The sequence below is a fragment of the Pseudoalteromonas sp. S327 genome, assembly GCF_005886415.1.
GTDB lineage: Bacteria > Pseudomonadota > Gammaproteobacteria > Enterobacterales > Alteromonadaceae > Pseudoalteromonas > Pseudoalteromonas atlantica.
Genome location: NZ_PNDP01000050.1, coordinates 1 through 12,599, shown reverse-complemented (window position 1 = coordinate 12,599; position 12,599 = coordinate 1). Strand labels below are relative to the sequence as shown.

At 40.8% G+C, this 12,599-nt stretch carries 10 protein-coding genes and 1 tRNA gene; 7 read left to right on the top strand and 4 right to left on the bottom strand.

The genetic code is table 11. The features are described from left to right. The first annotated feature begins 48 nt into the window (after positions 1-48). The 3 genes from tpiA (at position 49) to CWB60_RS15215 (ending at position 1,315) form a co-directional block, all read left to right on the top strand. Positions 49-798 (top strand): triose-phosphate isomerase, encoded by a 750-nt coding sequence (gene tpiA, locus CWB60_RS15225; RefSeq protein ID WP_055253015.1) that lies wholly within the window; start codon positions 49-51, stop codon positions 796-798. 1 nt (position 799) lies between these two features. Beyond that, positions 800-1,147, top strand: coding sequence for a preprotein translocase subunit SecG (gene secG / locus CWB60_RS15220; protein ID WP_004587340.1), 348 nt, complete (start codon positions 800-802; stop codon positions 1,145-1,147). Positions 1,148-1,230: 83 nt separating this feature from the next. Beyond that, positions 1,231-1,315: transfer RNA gene (locus CWB60_RS15215), tRNA-Leu, on the top strand. Positions 1,316-1,558: 243 nt separating this feature from the next. Here CWB60_RS15215 and CWB60_RS21085 read toward each other — a convergent pair. After that, positions 1,559-1,690: a hypothetical protein gene (locus CWB60_RS21085; RefSeq protein WP_283234869.1), complete on the bottom strand. Its 132-nt coding sequence runs from the start codon at positions 1,688-1,690 to the stop codon at positions 1,559-1,561. A 300-nt stretch (positions 1,691-1,990) separates the two neighbouring features. Beyond that, complete coding sequence (locus CWB60_RS15210) at positions 1,991-2,581, bottom strand: LuxR C-terminal-related transcriptional regulator (protein ID WP_096739941.1); 591 nt, start codon at positions 2,579-2,581, stop codon at positions 1,991-1,993. A 392-nt stretch (positions 2,582-2,973) separates the two neighbouring features. Between CWB60_RS15210 and CWB60_RS15205 the strand changes: the two genes are divergently transcribed. After that, positions 2,974-5,196, top strand: coding sequence for a TonB-dependent receptor (locus CWB60_RS15205; protein ID WP_024031851.1), 2,223 nt, complete (start codon positions 2,974-2,976; stop codon positions 5,194-5,196). Between the two features lie 279 nt (positions 5,197-5,475). Here CWB60_RS15205 and CWB60_RS15200 read toward each other — a convergent pair whose 3' ends face one another. After that, complete coding sequence (locus CWB60_RS15200) at positions 5,476-6,240, bottom strand: outer membrane protein assembly factor BamD (protein ID WP_024031852.1); 765 nt, start codon at positions 6,238-6,240, stop codon at positions 5,476-5,478. 141 nt (positions 6,241-6,381) lie between these two features. Here CWB60_RS15200 and rluD point away from each other — a divergent pair, with 141 nt between their 5' ends. The 3 genes from rluD (at position 6,382) to clpB (ending at position 10,764) form a co-directional block, all read left to right on the top strand. Next, complete coding sequence (rluD, locus tag CWB60_RS15195; RefSeq protein WP_004587336.1) at positions 6,382-7,359, top strand: 23S rRNA pseudouridine(1911/1915/1917) synthase RluD; 978 nt, start codon at positions 6,382-6,384, stop codon at positions 7,357-7,359. After that, positions 7,359-8,090 (top strand): peptidoglycan editing factor PgeF, encoded by a 732-nt coding sequence (pgeF, locus tag CWB60_RS15190; protein ID WP_138577494.1) that lies wholly within the window; start codon positions 7,359-7,361, stop codon positions 8,088-8,090. The genes rluD and pgeF overlap by 1 nt, the downstream gene beginning before the upstream one ends. A gap of 97 nt (positions 8,091-8,187) precedes the next feature. Continuing rightward, a complete protein-coding gene (clpB, locus tag CWB60_RS15185; RefSeq protein WP_138577492.1) occupies positions 8,188-10,764 on the top strand; it encodes an ATP-dependent chaperone ClpB in 2,577 nt (858 codons plus the stop codon). A gap of 46 nt (positions 10,765-10,810) precedes the next feature. Here clpB and CWB60_RS15180 read toward each other — a convergent pair whose 3' ends face one another. Beyond that, positions 10,811-12,358 (bottom strand): methyl-accepting chemotaxis protein, encoded by a 1,548-nt coding sequence (locus CWB60_RS15180; protein WP_138577490.1) that lies wholly within the window; start codon positions 12,356-12,358, stop codon positions 10,811-10,813. Positions 12,359-12,599: the final 241 nt, after the last annotated feature.

Genomic DNA, 12,599 nt, shown 5'->3' with positions numbered 1-12,599 from the left:
GGGCGAGAAAAGTTAATATCTCGCCCGCTTTCTAATCTGGAGTGGAAAATGGCAATACGTAAGGCAATGGTCGCAGGCAACTGGAAAATGAATGGCTCTTTAGAGCTTGTCACTCAACTGTCTGATGCCATTAACAGTGTTAAATCAAATGAGATAGACATTGTTTTATTTCCTCCATTTCCATTAGTATCAGCACTGGTTGACAGTGGGGTTACCACGGGTACTCAAACGCTAAGTGAAAATACCCCAGGCGCCTTTACCGGTGAAGTGGATGCTCAGCTTATTAAAGATTTAGGTGCTAAGTATGTACTCGTAGGTCATTCAGAGCGACGCAGTATTTACAAAGAAAGCAATGCAACCGTAGCCGCAAAATTTGCCCGTGCACAGCAAGTAGGACTAACACCTATCTTGTGTATCGGCGAAAGCGAGAGCGAACAAGAAAACGGTCAAACCGAACACGTGGTTGCTGCACAAATTGATGCAGTAATTGAGAAATTAGGTGTAGCAGCACTGAAAGATTCTGTGATAGCATACGAGCCCGTTTGGGCCATAGGCACAGGTAAGACTGCATCGCCAGAACAGGCACAAGCTGTTCATAAATTTATCCGTGACAAAATTGCATCATTAGATAGCGATTTAGCACAAGGGCTTACCATCTTGTATGGTGGTAGCGTTAACGAAAAAAATAGCGAATTATTATTTGCACAACCAGATATAGACGGCGGCCTTATTGGCGGTGCTAGTCTAAAAGCAGATTCGTTCACTGCAATCTGTAACAGTGCAAAAGGGACCGTATAAGATGTACGAAATTTTATTAGTAGTTTATTTAGTTGTTGCTTTAGCTTTAGTTGGTATGGTTTTAATCCAGCAAGGTAAAGGCGCAGACATGGGTTCTTCATTTGGCGCCGGTGCTTCGGGCACAGTTTTTGGCTCATCAGGTGCAGGTAACTTCATGACCAAAACAACAACAAGCTTAGCAACAGTGTTTTTTGTTTTAAGTATTGTGTTAGGTAACTTAACTGCCGGTCAAATTAAAAAGACCGATGAGTGGGAAAACCTTGAAGCTGCACCTGCAGTAGAAACTGTAGCGCCAGCAGAAGAAGACGTACCTGTTACTCAACAGCAGAGCTCTGACGTACCAAACTAATTCAGCGTAAAGCTAACGTTAAACGACTTATACTCCTCAAGTAAGTCAATAAGTTTAACACCTAAGCGAAAGCTTAAAAAAATGCGGATGTGGTGGAATTGGTAGACACGCTACCTTGAGGGGGTAGTGCTTTCGGGCGTGGGGGTTCAAGTCCCCCCATCCGCACCAAATTATAAAACCAGTAGCAGCAATGTTACTGGTTTTTTTATGGGAAATTTTCAACTTACTCACTTATTAATCGCTTATTCCTTTTAAGGTTTATTAGCTTACAATGCTTTGTAGGCACATAATTTAAAAAGCATAATTCACTGTAGTATTGTTTAATGAACTAGCCTGCGTACATTGCTTCTCATTGGCTCCCTCATCAGATAATAAAGCGCTGCTATCACTATATTTATAAGTAACTTACACCTAATCAAAAGTAACGCCATAGCTATCTTTATCACGCACTATAGATACAAAGCTATTTATACGAACTTCAGCACTCGTGTAACTAGATGCAAGTGCGGCACATATTGCTACTGCTACAGATAGCTTTTTCATATGAATTTCCTATTTTCTATTTGTTATTTAGATGTTGATTTTATGGGGGTTATAGAAGTGATTTTAGTTTTTATCTAATAATTTTAGTAAGTTAGTTAAAAAAACTTTACCGACCGTGTTTTTCTTTTGGTTACAAATGTTAAATCATAGAAGTAATTATCTAAAGCAGTATGATTTCATTAGATATTTTTTATTTCGGTACTAAATGATGATTAAAGAGTGGAATACTATTTTATTAATATAAGCTTACTGCGCATATAAAAGCCTAAAAGCATTTGTCGTTATGCTACATCTTTAAGCTTAATTATTTACTTTATTAAGATTGGCTTGACACCATAACAAGGCCTGCTGCTTGTTTTTAACAGAAATTTTTTGATAAATTTTATGCAAATGTACACGAACTGTTGCTTCGCTAATAAATAAGTTGTCAGCAATGGCGCTTGAGTGTAGCCCTGAGAATAACAAGTTTAACACTTTTATTTCTTTGCTAGTTAAGTTGCTAGATTGCACCGCTGACTGCTTCTCAGTGGCTAGCATTTGCTTCATCCAACAATCAGAAATATCTCGTGGAAACCAGAGCTTCCCTTTTTCAATTGCCTCAAGGCCTTTTTGAAAATATTTTTCATCGGTATTTTCGTAAAATAACCCTTTTAGATTAGGCCACTCTTTCAAAGAAAGTGCATTGCAATTTTTAGGGACATCAAAAATAACTAACCCTTGTTGCTTATTCTGCGCCATAAATTGCGTAATTAAATCATGGGTAGTAATTATGTTAAGTGCTTGGTAGTTAACCAGTAAAATATTGTATTTCGCAGCTACGCAAAATAGCGAGGTGTAATCAGGGTTATTAAAACATTTAAGACTTTTATTACTAGTATTGTCTGATTCCATAACGATTCAATCCATAAGGTTGATAATTATACTATATTGTTATTTATTGCCGATTTCAATGAAGTTTAAAGCCGTTATTTGAAGCAACTATTACTATAAAGAAAATTAGTTCACCTATATCTATTACACTGTTTTGCTATGTATTTGAATAGGTTGCTTAAAAGTGAGGCCTTATGGCCTGCCGTTATTATCCAACAATAATCAAAAATTATAATTAATTTGTACCTGTATGTTTATTAAATGAAAATTTTTATACATTTCTTCACAAATATGTAATATAATACCCCTCCAGAGGAAAGATGCTATTAGGCGTCTTTTTTTATGCCCAAAACTTATTGCCCAAGCCAATAAGTTCGCATAACTAAATTATACGGTATCCTTTGGAGAATATTTTGAAACTACGCAAACTCTCACAGTTAAGCCTCGCAATTGTCGCTGCACTAACTACCTCAGTAAATGCTGAAGAAGCTAAAACAACAGCAAAACAAGACGCGTTTGAAAAAATCGAAGTTACAGCTCGTAAACGTACAGAGAGCTTGTTTGAATCTCCAACCGCTATCACATCAATTGGTGCTAACCTAATTGATAAAGCCAATATGAGTAACCTAGAAGATATTGGTAAATACGTTCCAAACTTAAATATCACTCGCTACGGTGTAGGTAATGCGGCGCATGCCTCTGTGTTTATTCGTGGTATTGGTCTACAAGATCACATAATTACAACCGACCCGGGGGTAGGTGTTTATTTAGATGGTGTTTACTTAGGCCGTCAAATGGGGTCAAACTTATCCTTACCAAATGTAGAGCGTGTTGAAGTTCTACGTGGACCACAAGGTACATTATATGGTCGTAATACCTTAGGTGGCGCAGTAAATGTAATTACTAAGCAACCAGGTGATGAAGGGATTGTTTCAACTACAGCTAAAATTGGTAGCCGCGGACGTATTGCTGGCGATGTATACTTTAATAACTCGCTAACAGATGAAGTAAGTATGTCTGCAAGTGCATCATACAAAACGCGCGATGGTGTGGGTGAAGCTGTCAATTTAGCTAACCCAGAAAAAGAAATTGGTGAAGAAGAAGAATTTAGCGGTCGCGTAGCCCTTAAATGGCAAGCCAATAGCGATTTAGCGTTTACTTTTTCACTTGACGGTGTTGATAATGAGTCGGGTCAATCGCCTTACACTATTGAGCTAACTGAGCCGCTTGATGCAAATGATGTATTTAATGGTGACTTTCCTTTATTAACACAGGATATGATCCCATCTGACCCAGATGATTTAGGCACTACTGTTGCTGGTATTGAATCTACGTCTTACTCAGGGTGGGGTACGTCATTTACTGCTGATTGGGCAATTGATGATACGTACACGGCTAAATTTATTTCAAGTTACCGTACTTCTGAATACGAAGGTGGACTTGATGATGATGCCTCACCACTTAATTTATCTGAGTTCCCAGAAGAGGGTGGTGCAGACCAATACTCGTTTGAAATTCAACTAAATGCGACTTACGACAATATGGACTTTGTATCAGGTCTTTACTTCTTTAATGAAGATGGCTTTACACGTTCAGGTCCATTTGTATTTAGCCCATTTAATACTCCTAATGGCTTATTAAACGATGGTGTTACACCTTCATTTGGTGGTTATGGCGATTTTGAAATTAACCAAGAAACAAATTCATACGCTGTATATTTTAATACAAGTTACGATTTAACAGATGATTTAAGTATTGGCGGTGGCCTTCGATACTCAAAAGATGAGAAAGATGCCGATGCGATTTTCCCAACATTTGCTGAACGTAAATACGTAAGTGCAGAGTTTGACGCTGTAACATGGGATGTAAACGCATCATATCAAATCAGCAATAACATGAATGTATATGGTCAAATTCAAAAAGGTTACCAAACAGGCGGTTTCCCTCCACGTCCATTTGGTGGCCCCGATCAGTTTGTATCGTTTGATGAAACTAAAGCAATTAACTACGAAATGGGCTTAAAGGGCCAAGTACATGAAAATGTATCTATGATGTTAGCTGTATTTGTAACAGATTACACTGACCTTGCTTTACCATTTTCTGACCCTACTGCAGGCGGTGGTTTTGTAACGATTGTTGAAAATGCAGGTGAATCTAAAGCGCAAGGTATTGAGCTTGAAACTACCGTTGCCATTACAGACGATTTCACAATTCGCAGCTCTGTAGGTTACTTAGATTCTGAAATTACAGAAGTAGATGCAGGCGTACAAGGTATTGGTAAAGGTGATTCACCGGCATTAACACCACGTTGGACTGTAATGATTGCCCCTTCTTACTTTATGGATTTAGACAGCGGTGCAACCGTTGCATTTAACGCTAACTACTCTTACAGAAGCGAAATGCAAGGCCAGTCGGTTTACAATGAAAGCGAGACTATTGATTCGCGTGAATTAGTTGGTTTTAATATTTCTTACACTAACCCTTATGGCGATATGGAAGTAACCTTATACGGTGAAAACGTATTAAACGAGGTTTACGATGTAGGTCGTTTACAGCAGTCAGGTTTTGTTGGTGTAATGCGCAGTAATGACCGTAGCGAGTTTGGTTTAAAATTCAAAAAAGACTTTGAGCTTTAATAACCCGCAATGAGTTAATTAAAAGGTAAGCTTAGGCTTACCTTTTTTTTTCACCTGTAAAAAGCAAAACTTAGATCGACAGCGAATCTTTTTGTAACAAGCGCTATACAATCGTGTAGTGCAATTGCTATTGATATATTTAGTGTGGTGCGAAGGCTAATCGCTAAGTATTAAAAAGCGCCACAGGCATCAACTAGTCTTATTTTTAGGCAATAAAAAAGCCCTCAGAGAGGGCTTTTAAACAATCAACATAGGTTTAAATAAAAACCTCTGCCATTCTTATTTGTTAGATTCATTGTATTCACGCGTTAGTCTTGCGTGCTCACTTAAATCTGTCAGGCCAAGCTTTTCGTAGCTTTTTTCCATCATCTCAAGTGCAGGCTCTAAATAGCTGCTTTGCGAGTAATGCTCAACAACGTACTTACCACGATTAGCGGCCGCTAGGTAAGCTTCACGTTCGTAGTAGTAATTAGCCACTTTTAGCTCGTAACGCGCCATGCGGTTTAAAAGCCACACTAAGCGACGTTTAGCCTCTGGTGCGTAATCACTCTTTGGAAAGCGTTTTACAAGCGTTGATAAATCGGTAAATGCAACACGTGTACGGTTTGCATCGCGGTCAGCTCTGTCTATGCCAAAATACTCTTGGAAGGCATTTTTATCTGCTTTAATGTTAACCAAGCCACGCATGTAGTACATGTAATCTAAATCTTTGTGGTTCGGGTTTAAACGAATAAAGCGGTCAATGGTCGCTAATGCTTGCTCTGTATTACCTGATTGGTAATGGGCATACACTAAATCCATTTGTACTTGCTTTGAGAAAGGGCCAAATGGGTAGCGTGAATCAATAGCGGTTAACAGCTCAATTGCTCGGGCGTATAAACCTGAGTCGAGCGTTTGTTTTGCATCTTCATACAAAGCGTGTGCAGATTTGTTAGGAACGCGTTGGATATCTTCTTGGTCAGGCGCAGAAGAACAGGCCCCTAAAGTAAGTACAGAAGCTGAAAAAACAATGGCGAATGCACGTTTCCCTATTTTATTTATCATTTTATTTGTTACCTTCGATGTCTTCGGCTAGGCCACGGCGGTAAAACCGAGTAAACTATGCGTATTATATTATGCTTTTATTAAAAGCGATTCTAACCCAGTCAGGCACAGCTTGCACTGGTAAATTGGGTAAAGTTACTAATGTCAGAACAAATTTCACTTCAAGCCGAGGTTCCTACCGAGTTAGGTGGTAAACGTCTAGACCAAGTATTAGCGCAATTGTTCCCTGATTATTCACGTTCACGTATAAAAACATGGATATTGGATGATAAAATCACCGTTGACGGTGAAATCTATAACACACCTCGAGAAAAACTACTCGGTGGTGAAGTTGTAAATGTTGAAACCAGCATTGAAGCACCACGCGAATACGAAGCACAAGATATCAAATTAAACATTGTTTATGAAGATGATGATATTTTGGTTATCAACAAACCTATGGGCCTAGTCGTTCACCCAGGTGCAGGTAACCCAGATGGCACAGTGCTAAATGCATTGCTGCATCATTTTCCGGATATTATTAACGTACCGCGTGCAGGTATTGTGCACCGTCTAGATAAAGACACCACAGGCTTAATGGTGGTGGCTAAAACTATTCAGGCGCAAACACACTTAGTTAAAGCACTGCAAAAGCGCGAAAACTTCACACGTGAATACGAAGCTTTATGTAATGGTACTATGACCGCAGGTGGCATGGTTGAAAAGCCGATTGGCCGTCATCCAACGCAGCGTACACACATGGCAGTTCACGAAATGGGTAAGCCTGCCATTACACATTACCGTGTTGCTGAAAAATTCCGTGCTCATACACGTTTACGCCTTCGCCTAGAAACCGGCCGTACACACCAAATTCGTGTTCATATGGCGTATATAAACCACCCGTTAATTGGTGATAGAGCCTACGGCGGCCGTCCGCGCCCACCTAAAGGTGCTACGCCAGAGCTGTTTGAAATGTTACGTACATTTAATCGCCAAGCCTTACACGCAGTAAAATTGAGTATTGCGCACCCTATTACGGGCGAAATGATGACCTGGCAAGCGCCTATTCCTGATGACATGGTGGCAATGACTCAGGTGCTTAGAGAAGATACGAAAGCTAACCCTAACATAGAGTATTAATGGCTTTTTTGTCAGCCCCTTGGCCTAATTTAACCTCGGTAGGTACGCTTAGTACCACCCGAGAGGGCGGCGTGTCAAAGCGGCCTTTTAATAGCTTAAATTTAGGCCTACATGTTGATGATGATCCAGAGCACGTGCTAAAAAACCGTGCTTTGGTTGAGCAATCCCTGCCAAACCCGCCACTGTGGCTTAATCAAGTGCATAGCGCCAATGTGCTCTGTGTTGATGCAGATTTTAATTTTCAAACATTACACAGTGCTGATGCGTTGTATACCAAAGTTAAAAATCAGCCTCTTGCTATTATGAGTGCAGATTGCCTGCCTATTCTGTTTGCAAGTCATGATGGCCATGAAGTTGCAGCAGTGCATGGTGGTTGGCGCGGCCTTGAAAAAGGGATCATAAAAAATACGCTTGCCTGTTTTAGCGCGCCTAGTAAGCAAATATATGCGTGGCTTGGGCCTGCTATTGGTGCTGAGCAATTTGAAGTGGGCGCCGAGGTTGCTACGCGATTTATTGCAAAATCCCCGTTGTTTAAAGAGGCGTTTAAATTACAAAGCAATAATAAATACTTGTGCGATATTTACCTAATCGCTCGCATTGAGCTTGAGCAATTAGGCGTTATTAATATTAGCGGAGGCGATTATTGTACTGTTTCTCAGCCATCATTGTTTTTCTCTTATCGGCGAGAAGGTAAAACAGGACGTATGGCAAGTTTGATCTGGCGCAAATAAAACACTATTTCCCCACAATATTCTTCTTAACACCTTGAACAATTCTATTAACATACCCATTTATTAAGCAATTAGTTTATTAAATAGGTAAACCCTCATGCGTTTAGATAGATTCACAAGTAAATTTCAATCTGCGCTTTCAGATGCTCAGTCGCTAGCATTAGGGCGCGATCATCAATTTATTGAACCCGTACATTTAATGTATGCGCTTTTACAGCAAAATGGCTCTAGCGTGCGCGCCTTGCTTGCACAAGCAGGCGTGAGTGCAGATGAGCTCAACACCAAGCTTTCTCAAGAAATAGAAAAGCTGTTTAAAGTCGAAGGAGTAGGGGGCGACGTACAGCTTTCTAATAATATGGCTTCGCTTATTAACTTATGTGATAAGTACGCGCAAAAGCGTAAAGATAAGTATATTTCGAGCGAATTATTTGTATTAGCTGCCTGTGACGACAAAGGCCCTTTAGGTGATATTTTTAGAGCGCTTAATATCACTGCAACTAAAATAGAAAGTGCCATAAAAGCAATTCGCGGTGGCCAAAAGGTCGATGACCCTAACGCCGAAGAAACCCGACAAGCACTTGAAAAATACACCATTGATTTAACCGAGCGCGCAGAGCAAGGTAAGCTCGACCCCGTTATTGGGCGAGATGACGAAATCCGTCGCACGATTCAAGTTTTGCAGCGCCGTACTAAAAATAACCCCGTGCTTATTGGTGAGCCAGGGGTAGGTAAAACGGCCATTGCAGAGGGGTTAGCGCAGCGCATTATAAATGGCGAAGTGCCAGAGGGCCTAAAAAGCAAGCGTGTTTTATCGCTAGATTTAGGCGCGCTGGTGGCGGGTGCTAAATACCGTGGTGAATTTGAAGAGCGTTTAAAATCGGTGCTCAACGAGCTGGCTAAAGAAGAAGGCCAAGTGATTTTATTTATTGATGAAATTCACACCATGGTGGGCGCAGGTAAAACCGATGGCGCTATGGATGCTGGCAATATGTTAAAGCCAGCGCTTGCTAGAGGGGAGCTACACTGTGTGGGCGCCACTACGCTTGATGAATACCGCCAATACATAGAAAAAGATGCCGCACTTGAGCGTCGTTTTCAAAAAGTATTGGTTGAAGAGCCCTCAGTTGAAGACACCATTGCTATTTTACGCGGCTTAAAAGAGCGCTACGAGTTGCATCACTCTGTGGATATTACCGACCCGGCAATTGTCGCCGCTGCGCATTTATCGCACCGTTATATTAGTGACCGACAATTACCAGATAAAGCCATTGATTTAATTGACGAGGCTGGCTCGTCAATTCGTTTGCAAATAGATTCTAAGCCTGAGTCTTTAGATAAGCTTGAGCGCCGTATTATTCAATTAAAACTTGAAGATAACGCTTTAGCTAAAGAAAAAGACGATGCAAGCCAAAAGCGGCGCAGCGAAATGCAGCAGCTCATCACCGACTTAGAAGCGCAATACCGAGAGCTTGATGAAGTATGGAATGCAGAAAAAGCCTCGTTACAAGGCACGCAAGTAATTAAAGCTGAGCTTGAACAAGCGCGCCTTGATTTAGAGGTTGCCCGCCGAGCGAGCGATTTACAGCGTATGTCGGAGCTGCAATACGGAAGAATTCCAGAGCTTGAGCGAAAACTTGATTTAGCCTCGCAAGCTGAAATGCAAGAAATGAGCTTACTAAAAAACCAAGTAGGCGAAGACGAAATTGCAGAAATACTTTCTCGTTGGACTGGGATCCCAGTATCGCGAATGCTGCAAGGTGAGCGAGAAAAACTGTTAAAAATGGAAGAGCAACTTCACAGTAAAGTGATAGGGCAGGACGAAGCAGTTGTTGCGGTCGCGAATGCGATACGACGCTCTCGTGCGGGGCTTGCCGATCCTAATCGACCAATAGGGTCATTTTTATTTTTAGGACCAACTGGGGTGGGTAAAACAGAGCTTACTAAAGCGCTTGCAGGTTTTATGTTTGATACAGAAGATGCCATGGTGCGTATCGACATGTCAGAGTTTATGGAAAAACACGCGGTAGCACGTTTAGTGGGCGCGCCTCCCGGTTATGTTGGTTACGAAGAAGGCGGTTATTTAACCGAAGCCGTTCGCCGTAAGCCTTATTCTGTAATTTTGCTTGATGAAATAGAAAAAGCGCACCCCGATGTATTTAATATTTTATTGCAAGTACTCGATGATGGCCGCCTTACTGATGGGCAAGGGCGTACGGTTGATTTTAAAAATACGGTTATTATTATGACCTCAAATTTAGGCTCAGATATTATTCAAGAGCAAGCGGGTACAAACGACTACGCAACGCTTAAGAGCAAAGTTATGAATGTGCTCGTTAACGAATTTAGGCCAGAATTTATAAACCGTATTGATGAAACCGTCGTATTTCATCCACTTGCCAATGAGCATATTAAAGAAATTGCCGATATTCAGCTTGTTAAATTGCGTGAGCGTTTAACAGAAATGGGCTACTTATTAGAGATCAGTGATGCGGCGCTTGAAAAAATTGCCTCTAGCGGGTTCGACCCTGTTTACGGTGCTCGGCCATTAAAACGAGCTATTCAGCAAACAATTGAAAACCCACTGGCTCAGCAGCTATTAGGGGGAGAGTATAACCCTGGCGATATTGTCGTGATAGATGCAAACCAGCAAGGCCTGATTTTTTCAAAACGCTAATACAGACGCACAATAAGCCGCCAAGCAGGCGGCTTATTGTCTTGCTTTATACTTTAAATGTATAAAGTAGGTTGTTTACTTTTTGAGAGCCGGCAACTAATTCTGCGGCATCTTTAGCAACGTCAAAACTTAAAGCTAAGTTTTCGTTACTCACTTCTTTTATATTATCTACATTATTAGCAATATCATGACTCACCATCTGCTGCTCCTCTGCAGCCGTCGATATGCTGTTTGTTAGCAATGCTATTTCACTAATTTGATTGAATATACTATCGAGCTCTTGGTGTGTTTGCTCGGTTGTTTGTACGCAGCCCTCAGCTTGTAGTTTTGTACTTTGCATTACCTTTGACCAATTAACCAATGTATCTTGTATATCTTTAATCGAGCTGTGAATTTGCCCCGTAGCACTTTGTGTACGAGAAGAAAGAGCACGTACTTCATCAGCAACTACGGCAAAACCACGGCCATGCTCGGCTGCTCTTGCGGCTTCTATTGCTGCATTAAGCGCTAGTAAATTGGTTTGCTCAGCAATACCTTCTATCTCATTCATTACTTGGCCTATTTTATCTGCTTCCTGCGCGAGGTTATTAGCCGTATTGGCTGCATGATCTACGTGAGTTGCCAGCTCAGATACCATTTTTTTGTTATCAGCAATATGTTGTTTTATATCCGCGCAGCTGTGCTGAGTAGAATTAACTTTGTCGGCGGTAGTTGTTGTACTATTCGAAATCTCACCAATAGTGGCGGTCATTTGCGCCATAGCAGTGGCGATTTGTGTAAGCTGTGTGCTTTGCGCCTCAATGCCTTTTTCGGTGAGCGTCGATTTATCATCTAGGTTTTCAGCAATGTTATTAAAGGCATAGGTAGCATCTTTTACGCGCCCCAATACAGTTCTGAGCTTAGCAAGTAACATTTGCTCTTTATAGTCACTCACACTTAGCGGTGAGTTATCGCAAAAAACATAGCGCGAGATAGAGTCAGAATGCTGTTTATAGGTGTTTAATTTAGCAGGGGTTGCCACAAGCTCTTGATAATTTAAGGCCAAAATAAGCACGCAAATTAATGCGTTGATAACCGCTGCTATGGTTGAAAAGGCAAACCCACTCATTATTAGCCAGCTAAATACAATGGCTAACGTAAGCATTTGGCGCAAGTGTGTGCGTTCGTTAAAATTAAAAGCGGCTTTACCGCTATTTAATTTTTCGTATAGTTTATGGGCTGTTAAAACATGTTTTTTATCTGGTTTTGTACGTACAGATTGATAGCCAACTAACTGATCACCTTCAAAGATAGGGGTTACAAATGCATCAACCCAGTAATAGCGCCCATCTTTACATCGATTTTTTACTATGGCGCGCCATGAGTGGCCGCTTTTTAGCGTACTCCACATTTCTTTAAATGCTGCTTTGGGCATATCTGGGTGGCGCACAATATTATGATTTTTACCAACGAGTTCTTGGGCACTAAAGCCTGCTACATCGCAAAATGCCTTATTTGCATACGTAATGACTCCTCGTAAATCGGTCGTGGATACCAATTGCTGAGTATCACTAAAGTGAACCTCTTCATTTATTAAGCTTTGATTATGACGCATGTTAGTTTTAACCATCCTTTTTAATTAACTTGTCATTGTATTGGGTAAACAAAAAGAGGTGAAGTAAAGGCGCTGCGCTAAATAAAATTGTCATCAAAATTGCGACTTTTTATGATCTATATCAAATACTGCGTTTAAAATGTTAAAGCTTATGAAGTGTAATCTATTAATTCAAGGTCTTTATGTTTTGGGGCATGTTGATTTTTGGTGGCTGAATTTACAGCAGTATGTTTGGTTTTTA

Excerpts from the sequence above, each read along its gene's own strand:
- tpiA (WP_055253015.1), top strand. The coding sequence starts at position 49 with ATGGCAATACGTAAGGCAATGGTCGCAGGCAACTGGAAAATGAATGGC.
- secG (WP_004587340.1), top strand. The coding sequence starts at position 800 with ATGTACGAAATTTTATTAGTAGTTTATTTAGTTGTTGCTTTAGCTTTA.
- CWB60_RS21085 (WP_283234869.1), bottom strand. The coding sequence starts at position 1,690 with ATGAAAAAGCTATCTGTAGCAGTAGCAATATGTGCCGCACTTGCATCT.
- CWB60_RS15210 (WP_096739941.1), bottom strand. The coding sequence starts at position 2,581 with ATGGAATCAGACAATACTAGTAATAAAAGTCTTAAATGTTTTAATAAC.
- CWB60_RS15200 (WP_024031852.1), bottom strand. The coding sequence starts at position 6,240 with ATGATAAATAAAATAGGGAAACGTGCATTCGCCATTGTTTTTTCAGCT.
- rluD (WP_004587336.1), top strand. The coding sequence starts at position 6,382 with ATGTCAGAACAAATTTCACTTCAAGCCGAGGTTCCTACCGAGTTAGGT.
- pgeF (WP_138577494.1), top strand. The coding sequence starts at position 7,359 with ATGGCTTTTTTGTCAGCCCCTTGGCCTAATTTAACCTCGGTAGGTACG.
- clpB (WP_138577492.1), top strand. The coding sequence starts at position 8,188 with ATGCGTTTAGATAGATTCACAAGTAAATTTCAATCTGCGCTTTCAGAT.
- CWB60_RS15180 (WP_138577490.1), bottom strand. The coding sequence starts at position 12,358 with ATGCGTCATAATCAAAGCTTAATAAATGAAGAGGTTCACTTTAGTGAT.